Source organism: Streptomyces sp. NPDC043878, from assembly GCF_056435735.1.
On the sequence record NZ_JBWKDW010000011.1, the window covers coordinates 5,800 to 29,132 of the forward strand.

A 23,333-nucleotide genomic window follows, 5' to 3' on the forward strand; every position below is an offset into this window, starting at 1 on the left:
CGGGAAACTGAACACCCCCCCCCCACCCCACCCCTCCCCCCCCCCCCCCCCCCCCCCCCCTCCCCGTCCCCCCCCCAACCACACCCCCCCCCACCCGGACCACGGTGTCCGCCTCGTGCCGGCGGAGCGTGCCTCAGTGCGGTACGGAAGCGGCTCGCGTTCCCGCGCCCTCGGCCGCGGGGACCGCTGCCCTGGGCGACAGGACTCGTTCCGCGAGTACTCCGAAGAGCAGGCCGAAGGAGGTCCACAGGGTCAGCTGGATGGCGAGGGCCGCGAGACGGAACTGCCACAGCAGCGTCGCCGAGAAGTCGTTCGGGACTTCGTTGACCGCCGGCAGGAACGCGTACGCGAGTCCGACGGTGAGGACGAAGAACGCCGCCGCGGACAGCGTGGCGTTCCAGTTGCCGAGTCGTGGTGCGAGCCGTTTGCCCAGGATGACGGTGGCGACGGCCAGCAGCACGCCGAGCAGCATCATCAGGAAGTACAGCGTGGTGCGCTTCCCGATGGTGTCCGGATCGCCGACGGACGGCGGGTTGGCCGGGTACTTGAGGAACGGCACGACGTAGACCGCGAGGAGCCCCGCGGCAGCCAGGAGCAGCGCGCTCGCGCGCGGCCCGAAGCGGCCGATCCGGCCGAGCGCGAAGCAGTACGCGAGGGCGGCGATACCGCCGAACGCGACGCCGTAGAGCAGTACTCCGGTGCTCAGGCCGCCGGTGGACTGCATGGTGCGGCTGACCGCCTCCATGCCGTGTTCGTGGGAGTGCGCCTCCTCGTAGGCGATGGCCGAGTCCACGCGGGGCTCGCCCAGGAAGTAGGCGACGACGAGGGCGAGCAGGCCGGCGGCGAGGCCCGCCAGCATGCCGCGGACCAGGAGCTGTCTGACGGTTGCCGAGTTCATGGGCTGATGCGCTCCGGCCCGGCCGTCAGTGGCAGGGGAAGCCGAGGAGGTGGCGGGCGTCGTGCACCCACTCGTGGACGTTCTCACCGCTCACCACGGAGGTGGCGCCCTGCTCGGCGCCGACGAAGTAGAGGAGCACCAGCATGAGGACGCCGAAGAAGACCGCCCAGGGTGCGATCGCGCCGATCGGCAGTTTGGCGGGGAGAGTGGTGGGGGCAGCGCTGGGCTGGACGGTGGACTGCGCCATGGCAGGACCTCCTGGGGAACTCGCGTCCCGTCTCGGTGGTGCACAGGACGACGGCCACGGGTCTGACTCGCCGGGCGTCCGCCACCCCGTGTCGGGGCGGCCGGTACCGGACTCACAGTGGCGCGACCGTGCCGGATTCCCACCGGCTTCCGCAGTACCGTCGTCGATATCGTCGAGAACGTACCGCGTCGCGGGGGGTGCGGCCAAGGGCGCGTGGGGCCACCAGGGGCGCGTCGGCCGCGTTCCGGGGCCCGCGATTCCCTGCGGTTACCGCTTCGTTGACCATGAGAGCAGGCACATGACAAGCCGAGTGACGTTGATCTCACCCGCCGTCAGCCGGTCGCTGCGCCAGGCGCGTTTCGAAGACGGCTGCCCGCTCGACGAGGCCGGGGTGGCGCGTGCCCGCTCGGCCGAGGGCACCTTCCGCCTGCCCGACCGCGCGCTGGCCTCCCCCACGGTGCGCTGCGGGCAGACGGCGTCGGCTCTCGGTCTCGACGCCTCTCCCGTGCCGGAACTGGCCGGGCTCCGCGTGGGCCGCTGGCAGGGTCGCACCCTCGACGAGGTCGGGGCGCAGGAGCCGGAAGCGCTCATGAGCTGGATGACCGACCCGTCCTCGGCCCCGCACGGCGGGGAGTCGGTGCGGGACTTGTGCGACCGTGTGACGGCGTGGCTGGAGTCCGCCGCGGAGGCCGCGGGCCGCACCGTCGCCGTGGTGGAGCCCGAGATCGTACGAGCGGTTGTGGTGCGGGTCCTGGGGGCGCCCGAGCCGGCGTTCTGGCGGATCGACGTACCACCGTTGGCGGCGGTCACCGTCAGCGGACGTTCGGGACGGTGGAACGTGCGGATCGGGGACCCCCTGGGCGGGGTGGAGGCCGGAGAGGTCGGGCGGGCGGACGCGCTGTAGCCGCCTGGAGCCGAGCCCGTGGCGGCGACGAACGCCGCCGCGAAGCGGTCCGGGCGCCTGCCGTTCCGGCCGAGCCCGGTCGGCGAGCGGTTGCGCTCAGGCCGCCGAGCGGGCGTCGCGGTGGGCCCGGGCCGCGGCCATCACGGCGTCGAGGGAGTCACGGGTGCGCAGCAGGTCCTCGATGTGCGCCGTGAGCCGGTCACGTTCCTCGGCCATCCGCTCGATCGCGGCGTCGGAGGTCTCGTCGCTGGGCGAGTCGACGCACGGCAGCAGTTCGGCGATGGTGCGACTGGACAGGCCGGCGGCGTAGAGCCGCTGGATGAAGGCCACCCGCTCGACCTCGCTGTCCGTGTAGTGCCGCTGGCCTCCGACGCTGCGGTCCGACGTGAGCAGCCCCTGCTCCTCGTAGTAGCGCAGCGACCGGACGCTGACACCGGTCCGCGCCGCGAGCTCCCCGATCCGCACATGTCCTCCTTGTGACGCGGCCCACACGGGCTTGCCTCTCACATCAATGTCAGGTTCTAGCGTACGTGTCGGGCCCCCACCAGGAGGGCTGCACCGACCAGTACCAAGGAGTTCCGGCATGACGTCGCTGTTCGATGGCCACCGCCTCGGAGACCTGAAGCTGCCCAACCGGGTCGTGATGGCGCCGATGACCCGCGTCCGGGCCGCGGCCGGGGGGCTCGCCACCGCGTCCATGGCCGTCTACTACGCCCAGCGGGCCACCGCCGGACTGATCATCACCGAAGGGGTCCAGCCGAACGTCGTCGGGCAGTCCAACCCGGGCACCCCGGGCCTGCACACCGACGAGCAGGTCGCGTCCTGGCGCCCGGTCACCGACGCCGTCCACACCAACGGCGGGCGGGTCTTCGCGCAGGTCATGCACGGTGGCCGCGTCTCGCACCCGTCCACCACCGGCGTCCGCCCCGTCGGGCCGTCCGCCGTCGCCGCCGTGGGCGAGGTGTTCACCCCGACCGGGCCGCAGCCGGCGCCCGTCCCCCGCGCGCTGGAGACCTCCGAGGTGCCCGAGCAGGCCCGCTCGTACGCCGAGGCCGCCCGCCGCGCGGTCGACGCCGGCTTCGACGGGGTCGAACTGCACGGCGCGAACGGCTATCTGATCTCGCAGTTCCTGTCGTCCAACGCGAACCTGCGCACCGACCTCTACGGCGGCTCCGTGACCCACCGGATCCGGTTCGCCGTCGAGGCGGTGGCCGCCACCGTGGACGCCGTGGGCGCGGCCCGCACCGGGATCAGGCTCTCCCCCGGCGGCACGTTCTGGGGCGTCGAGGAGACCGACGTACCCGAGCTGTACGCGGCCCTGCTGTCCGAACTGGCCCGCCTCGACCTCGCCTACGTCCATCTCGAGGCGACCACCGAGGAGGAGGTCCTGGTCGGGCTGCGCCACGCCTGGCCGGGCACCCTGATCGTCAACCCGGCGCTTCCCATGGGACCGAAGCAGGCCGACCGTGCCGCCGCCGACCACTGGCTCACCCTGGGCGCGGATCTGATCAGCTTCGGCCGTGCCTTCATCGCCAACCCGGACCTGGTCGAGCGGCTGCGCACCGGAGCGCCGATCGCGCCGGCCGACGAGGCCACGTACTACCAGGGCGGCGACGCGGGGTATCTGACCTACCCCGCCCACCAGTACGCCGCCTGATCGTCGAGCCGCCGGGGATCGCCCCTGTTCCCCCGGCGGCCGGGCGGGGCGGCGTGACGCACCCGGCGGACTCCGGATGATCTCCGCGTGGCAGGATGCCGAGGGGACTGTCGGCGCGTGAATCGGGGCTGGACGGAATGATCGGAACGGTGTTCCGAACTGCGGACGTACCTGCGGAGAACCGTTTCGACTACTGGTGGGAGCTGATAGGCCGGACCCGCTCCAGCGACATCGCCAGCGCGCACGCCGCCGACTTCTGGGCCGAGTACCGGCTGATGGAGCTGGGGCCGGTAGCCGTGTGGTCGGCCTCGTTCCTGCCGTCGCGTTACCGGCGGAACACACGCATGGTGCGCCAGTCCGACCCCGAGACGTATCACCTGACGCTCCTGCTCGAAGGCCGGCTGGCTCTCGACCACGCCGGGCGGACCGACACGTTCGGCCCGCGTGACCTGCACCTGGCCGAGAGCTCACAGCCGTACGACCTGCGCTCGACGGACTCCCGTGAACGCCGTCCGGTCAAGGGCGTGGCGGTCGACTTCCCCAAGGCGCTGCTTCCTCTGCCGCCGCACCGGGTACGGGAGTTGCTGGGCCGCGGGCTGCCGGGGCGGGACGGCGTCGGCGCGCTGCTGACGGACTTCCTCATCGGCCTGGACCGGCAGGCCGACACCCTCACCCCCGCCGACGCGCCCCGCCTGGGCACGGTCGTCCTCGACCTGCTGTCCGCCTGGTTCGGCCGGCTGCTGGACGCGGAGACCGCCCTGCCCCAGGAGACACGCCGGGTGGCCACGGTGGAAGGCGTACGGACGTTCATCCGGCGCCATCTGCACGATCCGGAGCTGTCGCCGCCCATGATCGCCGCGGCCCATCACATCTCCGTCAGCTACCTGCACCGCATCTTCCAGCAGGAGTCGCGCGGCGAGACGGTCGCGGCCTGCATCCGCGGTCAGCGCCTGGAGGGCGCCCGCCGCGACCTGGCCGACCCCTCGCTGCGCGCCACGCCCATCCACACCGTGGCGGCCCGCTGGGGCTTCGGCCACGCCTCCGACTTCACCCGCGCCTTCCGCACCGCGTACGGGCTCTCGCCCAGGGAGTACCGCGGCGAGGCGTTGTCCGAGCGGGAGTAGAGACCGGTCCGCCCGCGGTCCCAGCCGCGTCGCCGCCGGACGTGCGGGCAGACAGCGTCCTCACCGGGCCTCGGTGTCCATGGCCTGGTGAGGACGTCCGTCCCTCCCCCGACCCCCCTCCACCAGGGCGGAGGGGAGCAGTCGCGCGGCCGAAGCCGCCCCCCGTGTACGCAAGATCGAGAATGCCCGATCGCTGTCCGGCTGTCGTTGACAGTCGGTGCACAGTTCCTTGACGTTGCGTCTACACCGGAGCCGGGTCGCTCACGCGCTGCGCGGTCGGCGCCCCGGGGACTTCTTCGCGGTGGCCTTCTTCGCCGGCTGCTTCTTCGCCGCCGCCGTCTTCTTCGCCGCGGTGGTCTTCTTCGCCGCCGCCGGCTTCTTGGCCGCCGCCGTCTTCCCGGCCGCCGTCGTCTTCTTCTCGGTCGCCTTCTTCGCCGTCGACTTCTTCCTGGGCAGCTCGTGCACCTCGGCGTGCCTGCCCCCGGCGGGCTCGCCCTCGCCGCGGGAGGACCTGGCCTTCTCCACGGACTGCGTGAGGGCGGCCATGAGGTCCAGGACCTGGCCCGGCTTCTCCGGCTCCGCGACCGCGGGCAGTTCACGGTCCTCCCGCTTCGCCTCGATGATCTTCGCGACGGCCTCGGTGTACGCGTCCTGGAACTCCGGCCCGTCCAGGTCCTCACGGCTCATGCTGTCCATCAGCGCGAGGGCGCCGTCGATCTCCTCCTCGCTCAGCTCCACCGGCGGCGGCAGCAGCTCGGCGGGGTCGCGGATCTCGTCCGGCCAGCGCATCGCGTGCAGCACGATCGCGTCCTCGCGCACCCGCAGCAGTCCCAGCCGCTCGCGGCCCGACCATGCGTACTTGGCGATGGCGACCTTCGAGGAGCGCGCCAGCGCCTGGCGCAGCAGCTTGTACGGCTTCGCGGCGACCTGCCCGTCCGGCGCGAGGTAGTAGCCCTCCCCGATCCGGAGCGGGTCGATGGACCTCAGCGGCACGAACGCCTCGATCTCGATCGCCTTCGCCGTCGGCAGTGGCAGGTTGCTCAGGTCCTCGTCGCTGATCGGGATGACCAGGTCCTTGGAGTACTCGTACCCCTTGCCGATCTCCGCGTTCGACAGCTCACGGTCCTCCACCTCGCACACCTTCCGGGTGCGGACCCGGCCCATGTCGGCCAGGTGGTACTGGTGGAACCGGATCGAGTGGTCCTCCCGTGCCGACTGCACGTGGATGGGCACCGTGACCAGGCCGAAGCTGATGGCGCCGGACCAGACGGTTCGGGGCATGGCAGACCTCCGCGGTAGCCCCGAGCAGCACCAGACTATGAGCGCCACAGCGATCCCGCACGCCACTTGCGCCGTCCGCGTCGGCCGCCTGGCGTGACCCTCGCCGAGTGGTCCGCGTCCGCGCCCACCAGGTGCGGCCCCCGGGCTCCGGTGGTGGAATTGCCCTACGGGGGTGCCCAGGGGAGCCGCGAACACCAGAGGTGACACCGTGAGCGACGAAATCCAGGAAGTGGGCCCGATCGACTATCTCGTCGTCGAGTTCCCCGGTAACCGGATGACCGGCGAGGGCTTCCCCCTGCTGGTGGATCTCGTGGACCGAGGTCTGATCAGGATCCTCGACCTGCTGTTCGTCAGGAAAGAGGAAGACGGTTCCGTGAGCGGCATGGAGATCGCCGACCTCACCGGGGACGGCGAGCTCGACCTGGCGGTCTTCGAGGGCGCGTCCTCCGGCCTGCTCGACCAGGACGACATCGCCGAGGCCGGCACCGCGCTGCAGCCCGGCAGCTCCGCCGGCATCCTCGTCTACGAGAACCTGTGGGCCGCCCCGTTCGCCACCGCCCTGCGCCGCGGCGGCGCCAGGATGGTCGCCTCCGGGCGGATCCCCGTGCCCGCCGTACTCGACACTCTCGAGGCCCTCGACGCGGCCGAAGCCGCTCGCTGAGAGCGCCCGGACACGACTTCCCGTCCTCTGCGCGGCAGAAGGGAAACAGCACCATGCCAGGTCTACTCCGCGGCGTCGCGCGTACCGCCGTCGTCGCCGGCACCGCGACCGCCGTCTCGAACCGTGTGTCACGCCGCCAGCAGGGGCGATGGGCGGCTCAGTCGGGAGGCTACGACGAGCCCGCGCCGCAGCCGACGGCACCGGCCGCACCGGCCGCCCCCGACATGGGCGACAAGATCGAGCAGTTGAAGCAGCTCGGCGAACTCAAGGCACAGGGCGTCCTGACCGAGGCCGAGTTCGAGGAACAGAAGCACCGCATCCTCTACGCGTGACGAAGGGCGCGTAGTAGTGACGAACGGCGCGCGCCGCGCCGCGCTGCCGCTTCAATGTGCCTCCCCCGGGCATCGACGTCTTCGCGTCCCCGCTGCGCGGACTGGTCCTGGTGAAAGCCGAGTTCACCACCGCCGAGGAGGCGGGGACCTGCGTACCGCAAGAGGCGTACGTCGCGAGGTGGCCGACGACATCCGCTTCACGGGCGGCCGACCTGTCCGGTCGTCCCGCCCCCACGTACTCGCCTGGCCGGCCCGGTACGGCGTCTGGCCGTGAGCGTGGCGACCACCGGGCGTGCCCGACCCGCAGCGGCCACGCGTACCGCCGCCCCCGAACCGGCAGGTCCACCGAGCCCGGTCCGCGACGGCGGTCACCACCCCTGGTCGGCGCCTGACACGGTGTGCGGGTCAAGCAGGAACCCGGCAGCGGTGCCCGCGCGTCGTCCCGGGGTGGAGGGACCTTAGGGTTGACGGGGGACAGAGGTCGATCAAAGCGGGCAAGTCGCAGGTGGGGGCGCGGGCGTGACGGAACTGGTGGGCAGAGCGGCGGAACTCGTGCGGCTGGACACCCTGCTCGCCGACCTCGGAGGACCCGGGGTGCCGTCGGTCGTCGACATCGCCGGTGAACCCGGTATAGGGAAGAGCCGGTTGGTCGGCGAGGTGTGTGCCCGCGCCCGCCGGGCCGGTTTCACGGTGCTGCGCGGGCGGGCCACGGAGTACGAACAGCACGTTCCCCTGCAGGCTTTCACCGACGCGCTCGCCGATGCCGATCCCCGCTCCCCGGCGGCGGACCCGGTGCTCGGCGAGGCGGAGTCGGTGCTGCACGATGTCCGGCACGCGCCGGACGACGCCTCCGGGGCGGGAGCCGCCGCCCGCTTCGGACTGCACCGTGCGATCGCCGCGTTCTTCGCGCGCCTGGGCGAGCGCGGCCTGGTGCTCGCCATCGACGACCTCCACTGGGCGGATCCCGCGTCACGGGAACTCCTGGACCACCTCATCCGGCACCCGGCGCGCGGCCGGGTCCTGCTGGTCGTGGCACGGCGGGCCCGGCAGACCCCGACGCCGCTGACCGCGGCGCTGGCGCGCGGCGCCGACAGCGGCGTCGTACTGCACCTCGACCTGGGGCCGCTGCCGGAGGGCGAGTCGATCCGCACGCTGGCCGCCGACGTCCCCGAGGACCAGGCGAGACGGCTGTTCGCCGCCAGCGAGGGCAACCCCCTCTATCTGCTCGCGCTGGTGCACGCCTATCGGGGCGGGGCGCCCGTGCCGAGCATCACGGCGCACGCCGGCACGACGGATGCGGTCGGTGTGCCCAGCGGGCTCGCCGCGCTGCTGCTGGACGAGCTGACCACGCTGACGGAACCCCAGCGCCGGATCGCCGAGGCGGTGGCAGTGCTCGGCGACCATGCCACGCCCGTCATGCTGGGTGCGGCGACCGGGCTGTCGGTCGGGGACGTGGAGGAGCAGACGCGCGCGCTGGTGGCGCGGGACGTGCTGCGCACCGGGCCGGGCGGCCGGTGGGTGCTGCGCCATCCGCTCGTACGCGCCCTCGTCCACGAGAACACGGCGCCCGGACGGCGTGCCGAGCTCCATCGCCGGGTCGCGCGGGCGTTGGCCGCGAGTGGTGCTCCCGCCACCGAGCGGGCCCACCACATCGAGCGGTCGATGACCGGCTGGGACGCGAAGGCCGCGGCCGTGCTGGGTGAGGCGGCCGAGCAGTGCGCGTCGACGGCGCCGGCCACCGCCGCCCATCTGCTGGGCGTCGTCCTCGGGCACATGCCGACCACGTCCGAGTACGTGCGGCGGCGCGGCGAACTCGTCCTGGCGCGTGCCCGGGCCCTCGGTGTCAGCGGGAGCCTCCGCGAGAGCCGGGACCTGCTGCACGCCCTGATCGAGGCGTCGGGCAAGGACCATCCCGACCTGCGTACGCAGGCCGTCGCCCAGTGCGCCGTCATGGAGCGGCACCTCGGGCACTCCCCCGAGGCCACCGCTCTGCTGCGCCGGGAGCTGTCCCGGCATCCGAGCCCGCACCCCGGGCAGGTGGTGTCGCTGCGGCTCGCCCTCGGCATGTCCGCCCTGTTGACCGCGTCCTATCCCGAGGTCCGTGCGGAGGTCGCGGAGGCCGTAACCATCGCCCGCGCCGACGACGACCCGGCGGGTGAGGCGGCGGCCCTGGCGCTGGCGGCCCTCGGCGAGGCGTACGAAGGCGAGACGGATGCGGCCGCCGCGTTCGCCGACGACGCGGCCCGGCTGGTGGACGCGCTGACCGACCCCGGTCTCACCGACCTGTGCGAGTCGCTGGGCTGGCTGGCCTGGGCGGAAGCCCTGCTGGAGCGCTACACCGAAGCCGAACGGCACTTCACCAGGGGCCTGGACATCGCCCGCCGCGGGGGCCGGCTGCACGTCCTGCCGCATCTGCTGACCAGCAAGGCGTTCGTCCATCTCAGCACCTGCCGACTGCCGTCCGCGCTGGCGGCCGCCGAGGAGGCGGAGTCCCTCGCGCGGGCCGCGGGCAGCCGTGACCTTCTGGCCTTCACCCTCGCCATCAAGACGCTGGTGCTGCTGCTGGCCCGGCCCTTCGGGGACGACAGCGCCCTGCGAACCGGCGAGGAGGCCGTCGCGGCGACCAGCGGAAGTACGGGCTGGTGGTCCGCCCTGGCCTGGTGCATGCTCGGGCACGCGACGTACGTGAGCGGCGACCCGCACCGCGCCCAGGAAGCCATCGTGACGGCCGGCGGGGGACGTGAACTCCCGTTGCTGCAACCGTCGATCCGTCCCGGCCAGCTGGACACCCTGGTGGGCGCCGCGCTCGCCGCCGGAGACCTGGACCAGGCGGGACGCTGGGCCGCGCAGGCTGCGCGCGAGGCCAGGCGGCTCGGCCTCGGCGGTCAGCGGGCGGCCGCCCTGCGAGCCGAGGCCTCGCTGGCCGAGCAGCGCGGCGACACCGGCAAGGCCGTCCGTCTCCTCGACGCGGCCGCCGAGGAGTACGCCCGCTGCGGCCAGACCCTGTGGGAGGCGTACTCCCTGCTGCGCGTGGCACCCCTCGTGCGGCGCGCCGGGCAGGGTCCGCGCGCCGCCGCCCTGTGGCACCGCGCCCACCGGATCGCCGAGGGCGGCGGCGCCCGCCTGCTGGTGGACCTCGCGGAGCTGGTCCGCCCCCAGGTGATGGATCAAACCCCCTCGGTGCCACCCGAGTTGGCGGAACTGACGACCCGTGAGCTGGAGGTGGCGGGCCTGCTGGCGCAGGGCCTGAGCAACCAGGACATCGCCGGCCGGCTGCACCTGAGCCGCCGTACCGTCGAGACGCATCTGTCGTCGGTGTACCGCAAGCTGTCGCTGCCGTCCCGGTCGGCGCTGGCCGGTCTGATCACCCGCATCGGGCTCGGCGCGGGGGCGTGAGCGATCGGCACGAGGCGATCGCCCCACGCCGCCGACCCTGGCCGGCCGAGTGCCTGGCAGGGCTGACATCAGCGGTTCGCGGGCTCGGCCGCGGTGACGCGGTGCTTGTCGTGCCGGCGCCGACCGCGGCCGGAGAGTCGGCGTGGGCGTGCGGAGGAGGGTGCGGCTCGCGTCGAGCGTCAGGCCGTACGGCATGGGGGCCCCGCACCCAGGCGACCGGTGGCGCCCGCGGATCACGGTGATCCGCAGGTCTGGGCGGAGTGCGGTGGCGGGACCGGCGTCGCGACGACGGTGACGGTGACCGCGGTGAGCCACACCGTGCACAGCACTCCCGCGTGTGCCATCGCGGCCGCAGCGTGCGCCGGTCCCCGGGCGCGGGGCGCGGGGCGTGCCCGGGAAGGACGCGGGCCGGAGGACCCCGTTCAGCGGGGCGTGCGCGCGTGGACGGACGGCACGCGAGGAACGCCCGCCGGTCACCGGCCGCACAGAACACCCCCTCGTGGTCCGCGGGGCCCGGGCACGCGCGCAGCGCGCCGCCCGGGCGGATGTCCCCAACCTGCCGTGGCATCGGCCCGGAGACATCCGTGAAACCACGTAGCCCGTACCGCCACGGCGCGGGAATGCGTGCCCGGTTACGTGTTTCCACCGAGGCCGCTTCCCTCGCGGCCGTCTAGGTTCGGGAGCCGGACGACACGAGCGGCTCTGAGGGGACCGGGTGAAGAGCAACACCGGAGGTGTGGTGGGCAGTTGTGTGTCCTTCCTGGTGGCAGGAGGTCTGCTGGCCGGCTGTGCGGGCGGTGCCCGTCACCCGGCCGAGGCGACGCACTACGGGGGCTCCCGGCAGAGCGGTTCGCCCTCCGCCAGTGCCTCACCGGAGAGAACGGGCGCCCCCTCGGGCGGCTCGGGCACCGCTGCCGCCTTCACCCCCGACGCCGCCCTCGTGCCCAAAACGGCCGGCGACGGGCGGAGACTCGCCGACTCCGTCGTGCTCGCCCCCGCGGACTGGGGCCGCGGCTTCACCGCCCAGGATCCGGCCGCGAGCCCGTCGGGCACCTGGCCCGTGCTGGACGGCGACTGCCGCTGGGAACGGGAGAAACTCCCGCACGGGGTCCTGGCCAGCACGTCCCGGTACAGCCGACTGCCCGCCGACGGCGGCAAGGGCACCGTGGACGTCACGGCCGCGGTCACCACGCACTCCTCCGTCATCGGTGCCGACGACCAGTTGGGCACCACCCTGGAGAACGTCCTGCGCTGCGCGCGACAGCAGTTGCGGACCGACGAGCGGATCACGGGACTGATGTCACTCGGCACCCCCTTCGGCGCCCGCGAGCAGCAGTACGCCGACGACTCCGTCCTCGAAGCCGGCACGTACACCGGCGCGTCCGGCGGCCCCCAGCCGTACCGGTGGATGGTCGCCCGCATCGGCACGGTCGTCGCGGCCGTCTCCGTGACGGGCGCGAAGGGGTGGACCCAGCCGGAACTCGACCGACTGGGCACCACGGCCCTGGCCCAGATGCTGACCCGCGTCCAGCAGCAGTTGAAGGAGAAGTGATGGACCCGCTGCGCACGTCCGACCCGGCCAGACTGGCGGACTACCGGCTGCTCGGGCGCCTCGGGGCGGGTGGCATGGGCGTGGTGTACCTGGCCCGTTCGGCCGGCGGGTCGCTCGTCGCGCTGAAGGTGATCCGGGAGGAGTACGCCGAGGACGCCGGCTTCCGCGAGCGGTTCAGGCGGGAGGCGGACACCGCCCGCCGGATGACCAGCCCGTGGGTGGCCTCCCTCGTGGACGCCGACCCGGAGGCGACGGCCCCCTGGCTGGCCACCGACTTCGTGCCCGGGCCCTCGCTCGGTGAGGCCGTCACCACGCACGGGCCGCTGCCCGCGCGGACCGTCCGGATCCTGGGAGCCCGGCTCGCCCAGGCGCTCGGGGACCTGCACGCCGCAGGGCTCGTGCACCGGGACGTCAAGCCGGGCAACGTGCTCCTGGCGCTCGACGGACCCCGGCTGATCGACTTCGGTGTCACCCGCGATCCGCGGGACACCGCGCTCACGTCGACCGGCGTGGTGGTCGGCACCCCCGGCTTCCTGTCTCCCGAACAGGCACAGGGCGGGCGGGAGTTGGGCCCGGCCGGGGACATCTTCTCACTGGGCTGCGTGCTGGCCTACGCCGCCAGCGGCCGCCCTCCGTTCGGCACGGGCCCGCTCGACGCACTGCTGTTCCGGGCTGTGCACGACGAACCCGACCTGGAGGGCGTTCCGCGCGCGCTCGCCGAGGTGGTGGGCGGCTGCCTGGAGAAGGACCCTCGGCTACGGCCCGCGGCCGGGGCGCTGGCGGAGTCGTTGTCGCTGGCGCCGGCACCTGGCTCCGGCGACCCGGCCGCCTCCCGTGCCTCCCGTGCCTCCCGCGAGGCGGCCGGTGCATCCACGTCCGCCACCGTTGCCTCCGGTCAGGAAAGCGCGGGAGGAACCGGCTCGGAGCCGGATCAGGACGGCACCCCGCGGGACGGCGCGCCGAAGGCCGACCCGGCCACCACCCCCCTGCGCCCCGGGCCGAACGGCGTACCGCCCGACCCCCGGGAGGCCCTCCGGACGCCCGCTGACACCCCGGACGGGGACGACGTGCCCCGCCCGAGGTCCGAGGACGCGGCCGGCCAAGGGCCCGAGGGGCGGATCCCCGGGGACACCGCTGACGCGTACGCCTGGTTGCCCGAGCCGTTGATCCGGCTGATCGCCGAGCGTTCGGCCGCCGGACTGGCGCTGCCCGGCATCGAGGACACCGAGGTCGACTCCCCGGTCGGCGGCCTCGCCGGGCCGGGCGACGCGTCCACACCCGCGCCCGCATCCGCATCCGCCGCGGAGCCCGCCGTCCCGCGGAGCCGCACACTCGGCAGACGTCGTCTCCTGCTGATGGCCGGTGGCGCGGTGGCCGTGACGGCCGGCGGCGGTCTGGCCGCGTGGGCGGCCCTCTCCGGTGCCGGCGGGAGCGGGGGCGGGAGCTCCGCCTCGGTCTCGACTGCCGCCCGGCCCGTGCACACCCTCGGACTGCACGCCGACCTGACGGGCGACCAGAAGGCGGTCGGCCGGGCCCAGGAGAGGGGACTGCGGCTCGCCGTCGCCGAGTTCAACTCCCGTGCGGACAGGCCCTTCAGCCTCGCCGTGAAGACCGTGGACGATGGCGGCGACCCAACCAGATCGCCGGCGGCGGCGAAGCGGTTGGTCGCCGACCGTTCCGTCCTCGCTGTCATCGGTCCCACCACGGACGCCACCACGCAGGCCGCGCTGGCGACGTACGACGCGGCGCTGCTGCCCGTCATTCCGGTGTCGCCCGGAGCCACCGTGCTGACGGTGATGGGCAGCAGGACCGTCCTGCACGCCCGCGCGAAGGACACGATCCTGCCGTTCTACCTCGACGCCTATCTGCGCGGCACTGCCAGGTCCCGCACGGTCGGGATCATCGACGACCGGGCCGCCGACGCCTACGCCTGGGAGATCAGCAGCACGCTCAGCCAGGTCCTGCGCAAGAACCGGCAGCCCGCCGTGCCCAAGGTGGTCAGCGCGCTGCGGACGGACTTCGGACCGACCCTCGACGCGCTTCGCGACGGCGGCGCGGACTCCGTGGTCTTCGCCGGCCACCACGACCGGGCCGCACTGCTGGCCAGGGCACTCAAGGCACGCGGCTTCCCCGGAGCGCGGACCGCCGCCCAGGCGGTGCTCGACGACCGGTTCCTGTCCGCCGCCCGGGACGCGGCCGAGGGCTGGGTGATCGTCGCGCCCGTCATGGACGCCGCCGCGGCTCCCCGGGCCGCGGCGTTCGCGGCCGCCCACCGGAAGCGTTTCGGCGCGGAACCCGAGCGGTACTCGGTCGAGGCCTACGACGTCGCGAACCTGGTGACGGCGACCCTGAAGACCCTGTCCACCGCGCACGTCGCCCGCCAGGCGCTCACGACCGCCCTGCGCTCGGCGACGTACAAGGGCATCACGAAGAACTTCGCGTTCGACAAGGAGACCGGCGCCCTGGTCATCGACGGCGGCGGGGTCTTCCTGTGGAAGGTGACCGGCGGCCGGTTCCACTACCAGGGCCCGGCGCCCTTCCAGGTGTCCGCCTGAACGGACGCCGCCGAGACATCGACGGTGGCACCACGGCGGGGCACCACGGCGGGCACGGTGCGGCGCCGACCGGACGTTGATCACCACTGACCGAGCGATGGTGGAACCTTGATGGAACCGTTGCGCGGCTCCGACCCGGCGCGGATCGCGGGGTACCGGCTGCTGCGCCGGCTGGGCGCGGGCGGCATGGGTGTGGTGTATCTGGCCCGCTCCACCGGTGGTTCACTCGCCGCGGTCAAGGTGATCCGTGGCGGCTACGCGGACGAGACCGGCTTCCGCGCGCGTTTCCGCCGTGAGGTGGAGACCGCGGGACGCGTCTCCAGCCCGTGGGTGGTGCCGCTGCTCGACGCGGACCCGGACGCGGAATCACCGTGGCTGGTCACGGAGTTCGTGCCGGGCCCCTCGCTGGCGGAGGCGGTCGAGGAGTGCGGGCCCCTGCCGCCCGCCTCGGTCGGGTTCCTCGGAGCCCGGCTTGCCGAGGCACTGGCCGCCGTGCACGGGGCGGGTCTGGTGCACCGGGACGTCAAGCCCGGCAACGTGCTCCTGGCGGTCGACGGCCCGCGGATGATCGACTTCGGGATCGCCCGGATGCCGGAGGACACGGCCCTCACGGCCAGCGGGATGGTGGTCGGCTCCCCCGGGTTCCTCTCCCCCGAGCAGGCCCAGGGAAGGGGCCGGGAGATCGGACCGGCCAGTGACGTCTTCTCCCTCGGCTGCCTCCTGGTGTACGCGGTGACGGGCGAACGCCCCTTCGGCGGGGGCGCGGTGGCCGAGGTGCTGATGCGTACGGTTCGCGCCGAGCCGTACCTCGACGGCGTGCCGGCGGCGTTGCTGCCCCTGGTGCGGGACTGTCTGGAGAAGGATCCCGCCGCCCGCCCCGGTGTGACCGAGGTGCGGCGGACCCTGGACCGGGCGAAGGACACAGGCGCGGGTGTGGACGGGAGCTGGTCGCCGGAGACGCTCACCCGGCTGATCGCACGCCGCTCGGCCGCCGTCCTCGCGCTGCCCGCCGTCGAGGCGACGGAGATCTCCGCGGTCTCCGCGGCTGCCGCGCCGGCGACCGGCGGCAAGCCGGTTCCTCGCGTCCCGCGCCCGGAGGAGCCTGCTCCGGGTTCCACGCGGCGCCGCTTCCTGGTGCTGGGTTCGGGGGCCGGGGTGGTGGCCGCGGGGGGAACGGCCGCCTGGTGGTCCGCGAAGCGCCCCGGGCACGCCTCACCCCAGGCGTCCGGCACGGCGGTTCCGCGGCTCGTCATCGCCCTCCACGCCGACCTGAGCGGGAGCGACCGGACGGCGGGCCGGGCTCAGGAGAACGGCGTGCGGCTCGCCGTCGACCACTTCAACTCCCGTGCCGGCCGCGCCTTCGAGCTGGCGGTGGAGGTCCACGACGACGCGGGCAGCACAGCCCGGGCGCGCGCGATCGCGCGACGACTGGCGGCCGACGACCGGGTCCGGGCGGTGATCGGGCCCACCACCGACGCGTGCGCGACCGCCGTCCTCGACCGGTATCAGAAGGCGCTGCTTCCGCTGGTCTCGGTGTCCGTCGGACTCGACTCCGTGTCCACGACCACCTACCGGGTGTACGCCGCCACCCGTCCCTCCGACTCCTACCTGCCGGCTCCGATCGTGGCGTACCTGACCCGCACCGCCCGGGCACACGAGACCGTACTGATCGACGACGCGGCGGAAGGCGACTTCGGCTGGAAGATCTGCACCCGCGTCAGCGAGGCACTGCGCTCCGGGCCGGCCACCAGCCGGCGCACCCTCGCCGCCGGGGACGACACGGCCGACGCTTTCGTCGCCCTCGCCAGGACGGTGACCCGGTCGGGGGCGGACTCGGTGGTGTTCACCGGCGGGGCCGCCCGTGCGGCGAAGTTCGCCCGTGCCCTGCGGGCCGCCGGCTTCAGGGGGACGCGACTGGCCACCCAGCGCGCCATGGGCCCGGGTTTCCTCACCTCGGCCGGGGACGCCGCCGGGGGCTGGGTCTTCTCCACCGCCTTCGTCGATCCGGCCCGGGTGAGTGCCGCGACGTCCTTCGCCGCCGCCTACCGCGCGCGGTTCCAGGGGGCCGCCCCGCCCTGGTACGCCGCCGAGTCCTACGACGCGACACTCTTCGTCGCCCGCGCGATGACGACGCTGGGCTCCCTGCGCACCGACCGGGGCGCGCTCGTGGACCGGTTGCGCGACACCGACTACCGGGGCATCACCAAGCGGCTGAACTGGACGGCGTCGAGCGCCGGTTACTCCACGGACGGGCTGTACCTGTTCCGGGCGGCCGGTGACCGCTTCGGATACCTCGGCCAGTACCGGGCCGCCACCGCCTGAGCCCGGCGGCGCCGCCTGGTCCGCGGTGAAGGCGGGCCAGGCGGCACACGGCGCATCCCACCGATCACCTGACGTCGACGAAGTCCCCGGTGGCCTTGGCCGCGTCGGTGGCCTTGGTCCCCGCGTACACGAAGCGGTAGTACCCGTCGTCCTTGGCCACGGTGGTGGCCGTCAGAGCGCCGCCGGTGCCGCTCGTGGCGCTCCTGAGGGTGCTGTAGACGCTGCTGCCCTTCTTGCGGAACTGCAGTTGCGCCGACTGGCCCTTGTAGCCCTGGTAGGTGCCGGTGTCCCAGTTGGCCCGGGTCAGCTTGCCCCTGACCGTGATGGTTCTGCCCTTCTTCACCGGTTCCGGCGAGGCGTCGGCGGTCAGCTTCGACGCGCGCTTGATCAGCGTCCTGGTGACGTCGTCGTCGGTGCTGACGTTGGCGTACAGGTCGTAGACGCCCAGAAGCAGCTTCCAGGTGCCGGCGACGCCGTTCCCGGCCAGGTCGTGCCTCGGGTCCACGGTGAAGGTGGCCTTGCAGCTGTAGAAGCCGGTCCTGGTGGTCGACTCCGTGCAGTCGGCCACGTCGTCCGCCTCCAGAGCGCCGGTGATGGTGTCGACGTCGGAGCTGTCGGTGCCCTGCCACAGGAAGACCTGGGAGAGGACCACACCGTTCTCGTCGTAGACGTCGTACGTCACCTTGAAGCTCTTCTTGGCGGTCGCCCCGATGACGACGCTCTTCCCGCCGTTGATGACGGCGTTGCTGAACTTGGCGTTGCCGATCACCGTGTTCGGCCGCACGGTGAGGGCACGCAGTCCGGCCGTCGCGCCGGGCTGAGGCTGCGCCTGGGCGGCGGTGGGAAGGGCGAGCGCGGCGAGAACGGCGGCGCCGGAAGCGAGGGCGGACACGGCGCGTAGGCGCATAGGAGTTCCCCACGTAGTACGAGACGGACCGGCCGAAGTTCCCCCCGGCCGGGCCGCGTTGACGGCTCGCAGCATGTCATCCCGGAGCATGCGCGGGCATCCGTGGAACTACGTAACCGGCCCCCGACCTGCGAACTGGAGCCTTTGGGTGTTGTCGGAACATTCGCTTCTCCTGATCGTGTCCGCCGGGCGTGGAGCGCCGGTGGTGGATCGCGGACCCGTCGCAGGCCCCGTCGGCTGGTCTCGGGGTCGTCGGCTGGTCTCGGGGTCGTCGGCTGGTCTCGGGGTCGTCGGCTGTCTCGTCCGGGGCCGGTGCGGTGCGGGCCGTCGGGGGACGGTTTCCGCGTCGGTCTTCCCCACCCTGGGCGGAACGTGTCGCGAGGCTCGGGTCCGCGCCACGGGCGCGCTGTGGCGCCCGGCAGCTCACCACGTGGACCTGCGGGGTTTTCGCCGCAGGGGCGGGGCTACTCGGCTGGTACGAGTGAGGCCCACGAGATACGCCGGGAGACGCGATGACACAGCAGGGTCCTGGACGGGTGCTGTCGGCGCTGGACCGCCTGGAGCGGTTCGACGGCGCCGACCGGCTGATCGACGTCCTTCAGCGAGCGGTGCGGTCCGTGCCTCTGGGCCGCGGCCGGGACGTCCTGCACGGACGATGGCTCGGCCATCCCGTGCATCCGGTGCTGGTGCAGGTGCCGGTCGGCACCTGGCTGTCGGCGTCCGTGTGCGACCTGCTGCCCGGAACGGGACGGCGGACAGCGCGGGTGCTGATCGGCGTGGGCCTGGCGGCCGCCGCTCCGGCCGCCGCGTCGGGCTGGGCCGACTGGGCCGAGCTGCACCGCGAGCAGCAGCGGGTCGGCGTCGTGCACGCCGTCGCGAACACGGCGGCGGTGTACCTCCTCGCCGGCTCGCTCGTGGCACGCCTGCGGGGCCGGGAGGGCGTCGGCAAGGCTTTGACCCTCGCCGGCCTGTCGGCCGTGGGTGTGGGCGGCGCGCTGGGCGGTCACATGGCGTACCGCCAGGCGTCGGGTGCCAACCACGCCGAAGAGGTGCCGCACCTCGTCGGCGAGGGGTGGCACCGGGTCGGCCCGGTCGACGGGTTCCCGGTCGGCAGGCCCGTCCGACGCAGCGTGGACGACGTGCCGGTGCTCGTCCTCCGTGAACCGGGGGGGTCCGTTCACGCCCTCGCCGACCGGTGCAGTCATCTCGCGGGGCCGCTGTCGGAGGGCACGGTCAGCGACGGATGTGTGCGCTGCCCCTGGCACGGCAGTGTGTTCCGGCTCTCGGACGGGTGGAACGTACACGGTCCTGCCACCGCGCCGCAGCCGGCCTTCGACACCCGGATCACCGACGGCCACATCGAGGTGCGCCTGCGCCGGCAGACGGGCGAGGACGGCCAGGCAGATGACCAGGAAGCGGAGACGCGGCCGGCCGGAGCGGAAGCGGACAAGCGACACGAGCAGCGCGACACGGCCTGACCGATTCGCCAGCACTCCGATGACTTTCCCGCCGTCAACCGTCACAGCACCTTCATCGCGCACCGATACAGTGCAAGGAAGCACATAAGCGTCGACAGAGTCGACACCTCCTCGACCCGCCTTCACTTTTCATCGGATGTCTGGCGCGTTTTGTGGTGCACGAGGTCTTCCGGTCCGGTGGTCGCCCCCAGCACTATGCAGAGGGCCACTCATTCAGGCAGCGGAACAGCTGCCATGTATGAGAACCACCGCCAGGCATTCACCTGCCGCCGTTCGACCGGCGTGCCACCGACCGGAGGTCCTTAAGTGACCGAGCTGTCCCGCAGACGCTTCATGGGCACCACCGCGGCCACGGGGTCCGCCGCGCTGTGGTCGGCCTCGTCCGCCACCGCCTGGGCCCGCCCGGAGAGGGCAGCCGGCGCGTTCCCCACGCCCGGGCCGGTTGACGCGCGCGGGGACCGGGACCCGTACGAGAGGACGGTCCGAGCCGCCTCCCCGGTCTGGCGCCGGCTCCCGACAGGCTGGCAGGACGGTCCCTTCCTCGCCAACGGGTTCCTCGGCGCGCAGCTGTACGCAGGCGGGCAGGCCAACTCGCTGAAGCTGATGCTGAGTCACAGCCAGGTGCAGGACCAGCGCGGGCAGTGGCGCGGCGGCATCGGCTACTCGCGGCTGCCCATCGGGTACTTCACGCTCACGCTCGCCGGGGACATCACCTCCGTCGACTGGACGCTGGACCTGTACGACGCCGAACTGCGCGGCACCGTCACGACCACGCGGGGGAGCCTCGCGTTCAGGGCGCTGGTCCACAACGACAGCGGCGCACTGCTCGTCTCCACCAGGCCGAGCCCCGGCGAGGAGGGCGCCGCCTGGACGTTCACCTGGCTGCCCGCGGCGACCACCCGCACCTCGGGGAAACCCCCCGAGTACACCCCCAACCCCGACCCCGAAACCTCCTCGACGTCCGGCGAGGGCCATGTCGCGCAGCCCCTGCTCGCCGGGGGCGGCTGGACCACGGCCTGGCGCGAACTGCGCCGGGGCACGGGCAGGTTGCTGGCCGCCCACCTGGTCTACCGCCATCCCGGCGACCTGGACGCGACGACCCGCGACGCCCGCCGGGCCGTCGACCGCACCCTCACCACCGGCCTCGACACCCTGGTCGCCCGCCACCGCGACTGGTGGCACCGCTACCACCGGCGCAGCTTCCTGTCGGTACCGGACAAGCGACTTCAGGCCTTCTACCTGATCCAGCTGTACAAGCTGGCGTCCGCGACGCGCTCCGGCGGCCCGACCATCTCCGAGTGGGGGCCCTGGTACCCCGAGGTCGGCAACAACTGGACCGCCGTGTGGTGGAACCTCAACGTGCAGATCGGCATGGCCCCGGTCCTCGGCTCCAACCACCTCGAACTCGACTCCGTCACCAGCACGTTCGCGCGTTTCGAGAAGAACCTGCCGACGTCCGTCCCGGTCGCCTACCGCGACGGCGGGAGCTACGCCCTCGGCCACCCCTCCGACTGGCAGTTGCGCGCCGGCGACCTCTACGACGTCGGCGCACCCGGCAGCGATCACGTCTCCGACAACTTCGGCAACCTCACCTGGGCGCTGCACAACGTCTGGCAGGCCTACCGCCACACCATGGACCTCTCCGTCCTGCGGGACGTGGTGTTCCCCGTCCTCGCCAAGGCGATCAACTTCTACGGCCACTTCCTGCACGAGGGCTCAGACGGCAGGCTGCATCTGCTCACCACCCGCTCCCCCGAGTACGCCGACGCGGCCGACTGCACCTACGACCTCTCCCTGATCCGCTGGGGCGCACGCACGCTTCTCGACTCCGCGCGGTTGCTGCGTGTGGACGACCCGCGCGCCGGCGGCTGGCGGGACATCGCCGAGCGCCTCACGCCGTACGCCGAGGACCCCGCTGCGGGCGTGATGATCGGCCAGGACGTGCCGCTCGCCGACTCGCACCGCCACCCTTCGCACCTGCTGTGGCTGTACCCCCTGCGCGAGCGCGTCTGGGACCGGCCGGCGGACCGTGACGTGATGCGGCGCAGTGTCGAGCACTGGGTCTCGATGCGGGACGCCTGGCACGGCTACAGCCACGCGACGGCCTCGTCCATGTACTCGGTGATGGACCAGCCCGAGAAGGCCCTCGACCACCTGACCTTCTTCACCGATCTCAACGTCGTCGCGGACTGCGCGATGACGCCCAACACCATGTACCGCGAGGGCCGCAACTTCGCGCTGGAGAGCCCGCTGTGCGCCGCCCAGTCCCTGCTCGACATGGCGGTCCAGGGCCACGACGGCGTTTTGAAGGTCTTCCCCTCGGTGTCCTCGCGCTGGCCCGACGCCTCCTTCGCGTCCCTGCGCACGCAGGGCGCGTTCCTCGTCGACGCGGACCGCTCGGGCGGTACGACGCGGTGGGTCCGGGTGCACAGCGAGGCGGGCGCTCCGCTGACGCTCCAGCACGGCATACCGGGTGAGATCCGGGTGCGCGACCGGCGCGGACGGCCCCTGCCGTGGAAGGAGACGGCTCCCGGCCGCGTCGAGATACGGCTCCCCCGGGGCCACACCGCGCTGATCACCCCACGCGAGGGCTCGGCCGCCCAGGGCCCGAGGGACGTGCCGTCCCTGGGGTCCTGGACGCCCTGGGGTCTGCCGGCCTGACCCGGGCGGCGGCCTGTTGGGACGGGGGTCGGACCGCGCCGGCGAGGAGCGTGGGAGGGCATCGCCGTACTCCCCGACGTGGCCGCCGCGTCGGTCCCCGCCGGCGTCCGCACGGTCCGGGTGACGACCCGCCGGCGTCCGCACGGTCCGGGTGGACGACCCCGCCTGGCACGGCCGGACCGTCGTCGCCTCGGAGCCTCGGGCTGAGAGCTCGGGGCTCGGAGCTCGGGCTCGGAGCTCGGGCTCAGAGCTCGGGCTCGGAGCTTCAGCGGTGCCGCCCTGGTCAGGACGGCACCGGTCGTGCGGTGCTCTCCCTGATCACCAGTTCCGTCGCCACCTCCACGCGGGTCGTCTCCGGCTGTTCGCCGGACAGCAGGCGCAGCACCATCCGGGCGGCGAGTGCGGTCATGTCGGCCAGAGGGGTGCGGATCGTCGTGAGACGCGGGGTGACCCAGTCGGCGAAGGGCAGGTCGTCGAAGCCGACCACGCTGACGTCGGACGGGATGCGCAGGCCCAGTTCGGCGGCGGCCCGGTAGGTGCCGAGGGCCTGGTGGTCGCTGCCCGCGAAGATCGCCGTCGGACGGTCGGGCAACGCGAGGAGCTGCAGGGCGTGTTGGTGCGCGAGGCCGTGGGTGAAGTCGCCGTAGCGCACGAGTTCCGGGTCGAAGGGCAGGCCGGCCTCGGTCAGTGCCGAGCGGTAGCCGTCGACCCGTGCCCGTGAGGTGAGCCGGCGCTCCGGACCACTGATGATCGCGATGCGGCGGTGGCCCAGCTCGACGAGGTGGCGGGTCGCGGCCAGTCCGCCGGGCCAGTTGGTCGCGCCCACCCAGGGCGTGCCGGGCGCGGGCTCGTCGATCGGTGTGACCAGCGCGTACGGGATGCCGAGCCGGCCCAGCTCCTCGTGCTGTCCGGGTGTCAGTTCGGGCACCACGAGGATCGCTCCGCGGGTGGGGCGGGTGGCCAGGGAGTCCAGCCACTGCCGGGCGCGTCTGGTGCGGCCGTGCGTGGAGGAGACGACCATGCCCATGCCGGCGTCGTGCAGCACGTCCTCCGCGCCCCGGATGAGTTCCACCGCCCAGGGGCTGTCGAGTTCGTTGATGACGAAGTCGATCAGTCCGCCGGGCGGGGCCGCGGTGGCCGACGGGCGGTGTTTCGCCAGGTAGCCGTGCTGTTCGAGCAGCCGCTGGACCTTGGCCCGCGTCTCCGCCGATACATCGGATCTGTTGTGCAGCACTTTGGAGACCGTGGACACCGATACGCCCGCCTGTTGGGCGATTTCGGCCAGCGTGCGCCGCCTTCCCGGGTCGGATCTTGTCCCAACCGTTGACGTCATCGGATGAATCTCCTACGTTTCCGGG

The 23,333-nt window shown here is 73.1% G+C and carries 17 protein-coding genes and 1 riboswitch; of the genes, 11 read left to right on the forward strand and 6 right to left on the reverse strand.

The annotated features are described in order from the left end of the window. Positions 1 to 133 precede the first annotated feature (133 nt). Together AC07AZ_RS16840 and AC07AZ_RS16845 are read right to left on the reverse strand one after the other, a co-directional pair. Complete coding sequence (locus AC07AZ_RS16840) at positions 134 to 898, reverse strand: CbtA family protein (RefSeq protein ID WP_478848301.1); 765 nt, start codon at positions 896 to 898, stop codon at positions 134 to 136. Positions 899 to 923: 25 nt separating this feature from the next. Beyond that, positions 924 to 1,145, reverse strand: a complete 222-nt coding sequence (locus AC07AZ_RS16845) for a CbtB domain-containing protein (RefSeq protein WP_356035503.1) — start codon at positions 1,143 to 1,145, stop codon at positions 924 to 926. 35 nt (positions 1,146 to 1,180) lie between these two features. Beyond that, a riboswitch (cobalamin riboswitch) is annotated at positions 1,181 to 1,322 on the reverse strand. A 121-nt stretch (positions 1,323 to 1,443) separates the two neighbouring features. On the opposite strand from AC07AZ_RS16845, the gene AC07AZ_RS16850 reads away from it, so the two are divergent. After that, a complete protein-coding gene (locus tag AC07AZ_RS16850; RefSeq protein ID WP_478848304.1) occupies positions 1,444 to 2,049 on the forward strand; it encodes a histidine phosphatase family protein in 606 nt (201 codons plus the stop codon). 96 nt (positions 2,050 to 2,145) lie between these two features. On the opposite strand, the gene AC07AZ_RS16855 is transcribed toward AC07AZ_RS16850, so the two are convergent. Beyond that, the gene (locus AC07AZ_RS16855; protein ID WP_478848306.1) at positions 2,146 to 2,514 is read right to left on the reverse strand and encodes a MerR family transcriptional regulator; all 369 of its coding nucleotides are present in this window, start codon (positions 2,512 to 2,514) and stop codon (positions 2,146 to 2,148) included. 118 nt (positions 2,515 to 2,632) lie between these two features. On the opposite strand from AC07AZ_RS16855, the gene AC07AZ_RS16860 reads away from it, so the two are divergent. Next, positions 2,633 to 3,706, forward strand: a complete 1,074-nt coding sequence (locus tag AC07AZ_RS16860; protein WP_478848308.1) for an alkene reductase — start codon at positions 2,633 to 2,635, stop codon at positions 3,704 to 3,706. 137 nt (positions 3,707 to 3,843) lie between these two features. Then, complete coding sequence (locus AC07AZ_RS16865; RefSeq protein ID WP_478848310.1) at positions 3,844 to 4,830, forward strand: AraC family transcriptional regulator; 987 nt, start codon at positions 3,844 to 3,846, stop codon at positions 4,828 to 4,830. 261 nt (positions 4,831 to 5,091) lie between these two features. Here AC07AZ_RS16865 and ku read toward each other — a convergent pair whose 3' ends face one another. Continuing rightward, positions 5,092 to 6,111: a non-homologous end joining protein Ku gene (gene ku / locus AC07AZ_RS16870; RefSeq protein WP_478848312.1), complete on the reverse strand. Its 1,020-nt coding sequence runs from the start codon at positions 6,109 to 6,111 to the stop codon at positions 5,092 to 5,094. Positions 6,112 to 6,319: 208 nt separating this feature from the next. Between ku and AC07AZ_RS16875 the strand changes: the two genes are divergently transcribed. The 6 genes from AC07AZ_RS16875 to AC07AZ_RS16900 all read left to right on the forward strand — a co-directional run bounded on the left by AC07AZ_RS16875 (position 6,320) and on the right by AC07AZ_RS16900 (position 16,929). Then, positions 6,320 to 6,772 carry a DUF6325 family protein gene (locus AC07AZ_RS16875; protein WP_478848314.1) on the forward strand — a complete coding sequence of 151 codons (453 nt, stop codon included), beginning with the start codon at positions 6,320 to 6,322 and terminating at the stop codon, positions 6,770 to 6,772. A 53-nt stretch (positions 6,773 to 6,825) separates the two neighbouring features. Beyond that, positions 6,826 to 7,104, forward strand: coding sequence for an SHOCT domain-containing protein (locus AC07AZ_RS16880; RefSeq protein ID WP_478848316.1), 279 nt, complete (start codon positions 6,826 to 6,828; stop codon positions 7,102 to 7,104). Positions 7,105 to 7,623: 519 nt separating this feature from the next. After that, complete coding sequence (locus AC07AZ_RS16885) at positions 7,624 to 10,500, forward strand: helix-turn-helix transcriptional regulator (RefSeq protein WP_478848318.1); 2,877 nt, start codon at positions 7,624 to 7,626, stop codon at positions 10,498 to 10,500. Positions 10,501 to 11,215: 715 nt separating this feature from the next. After that, a complete protein-coding gene (locus tag AC07AZ_RS16890) occupies positions 11,216 to 12,052 on the forward strand; it encodes a hypothetical protein (protein ID WP_478848320.1) in 837 nt (278 codons plus the stop codon). Continuing rightward, entirely contained in the window at positions 12,052 to 14,607 is a 2,556-nt protein-coding gene (locus AC07AZ_RS16895) for a bifunctional serine/threonine-protein kinase/ABC transporter substrate-binding protein (protein ID WP_478848322.1), read from the forward strand. Before AC07AZ_RS16890 ends, AC07AZ_RS16895 begins: the two co-directional genes overlap by 1 nt. A gap of 111 nt (positions 14,608 to 14,718) precedes the next feature. Beyond that, positions 14,719 to 16,929 carry a bifunctional serine/threonine-protein kinase/ABC transporter substrate-binding protein gene (locus AC07AZ_RS16900; RefSeq protein WP_478848324.1) on the forward strand — a complete coding sequence of 737 codons (2,211 nt, stop codon included), beginning with the start codon at positions 14,719 to 14,721 and terminating at the stop codon, positions 16,927 to 16,929. A 64-nt stretch (positions 16,930 to 16,993) separates the two neighbouring features. On the opposite strand, the gene AC07AZ_RS16905 is transcribed toward AC07AZ_RS16900, so the two are convergent. Further along, on the reverse strand, positions 16,994 to 17,836 hold the full coding sequence (locus AC07AZ_RS16905; RefSeq protein ID WP_478848326.1) for a hypothetical protein: 843 nt from the start codon (positions 17,834 to 17,836) through the stop codon (positions 16,994 to 16,996). A 512-nt stretch (positions 17,837 to 18,348) separates the two neighbouring features. Here AC07AZ_RS16905 and AC07AZ_RS16910 point away from each other — a divergent pair. Together AC07AZ_RS16910 and AC07AZ_RS16915 are read left to right on the forward strand one after the other, a co-directional pair. Further along, positions 18,349 to 19,314, forward strand: coding sequence for a Rieske (2Fe-2S) protein (locus tag AC07AZ_RS16910; protein WP_478848328.1), 966 nt, complete (start codon positions 18,349 to 18,351; stop codon positions 19,312 to 19,314). Positions 19,315 to 19,620: 306 nt separating this feature from the next. Further along, a complete protein-coding gene (locus AC07AZ_RS16915; protein WP_478848330.1) occupies positions 19,621 to 21,975 on the forward strand; it encodes a glycosyl hydrolase family 95 catalytic domain-containing protein in 2,355 nt (784 codons plus the stop codon). Positions 21,976 to 22,258: 283 nt separating this feature from the next. Here the strand turns inward: AC07AZ_RS16915 and AC07AZ_RS16920 are convergent, their stop codons facing one another. Beyond that, on the reverse strand, positions 22,259 to 23,308 hold the full coding sequence (locus tag AC07AZ_RS16920; RefSeq protein WP_478848332.1) for a LacI family DNA-binding transcriptional regulator: 1,050 nt from the start codon (positions 23,306 to 23,308) through the stop codon (positions 22,259 to 22,261). Between the last annotated feature and the right edge of the window lie 25 nt (positions 23,309 to 23,333).

What these genes read in the sequence shown, in the direction of transcription:
- AC07AZ_RS16920 (WP_478848332.1), bottom strand. Translation starts at nt 23,308, where the DNA reads ATGACGTCAACGGTTGGGACAAGATCCGACCCGGGAAGGCGGCGCACG.
- AC07AZ_RS16850 (WP_478848304.1), top strand. Translation starts at nt 1,444, where the DNA reads ATGACAAGCCGAGTGACGTTGATCTCACCCGCCGTCAGCCGGTCGCTG.
- AC07AZ_RS16900 (WP_478848324.1), top strand. Translation starts at nt 14,719, where the DNA reads ATGGAACCGTTGCGCGGCTCCGACCCGGCGCGGATCGCGGGGTACCGG.
- AC07AZ_RS16880 (WP_478848316.1), top strand. Translation starts at nt 6,826, where the DNA reads ATGCCAGGTCTACTCCGCGGCGTCGCGCGTACCGCCGTCGTCGCCGGC.
- AC07AZ_RS16865 (WP_478848310.1), top strand. Translation starts at nt 3,844, where the DNA reads ATGATCGGAACGGTGTTCCGAACTGCGGACGTACCTGCGGAGAACCGT.
- AC07AZ_RS16845 (WP_356035503.1), bottom strand. Translation starts at nt 1,145, where the DNA reads ATGGCGCAGTCCACCGTCCAGCCCAGCGCTGCCCCCACCACTCTCCCC.
- AC07AZ_RS16905 (WP_478848326.1), bottom strand. Translation starts at nt 17,836, where the DNA reads ATGCGCCTACGCGCCGTGTCCGCCCTCGCTTCCGGCGCCGCCGTTCTC.
- ku (WP_478848312.1), bottom strand. Translation starts at nt 6,111, where the DNA reads ATGCCCCGAACCGTCTGGTCCGGCGCCATCAGCTTCGGCCTGGTCACG.
- AC07AZ_RS16895 (WP_478848322.1), top strand. Translation starts at nt 12,052, where the DNA reads ATGGACCCGCTGCGCACGTCCGACCCGGCCAGACTGGCGGACTACCGG.
- AC07AZ_RS16840 (WP_478848301.1), bottom strand. Translation starts at nt 898, where the DNA reads ATGAACTCGGCAACCGTCAGACAGCTCCTGGTCCGCGGCATGCTGGCG.
- AC07AZ_RS16860 (WP_478848308.1), top strand. Translation starts at nt 2,633, where the DNA reads ATGACGTCGCTGTTCGATGGCCACCGCCTCGGAGACCTGAAGCTGCCC.
- AC07AZ_RS16910 (WP_478848328.1), top strand. Translation starts at nt 18,349, where the DNA reads ATGACACAGCAGGGTCCTGGACGGGTGCTGTCGGCGCTGGACCGCCTG.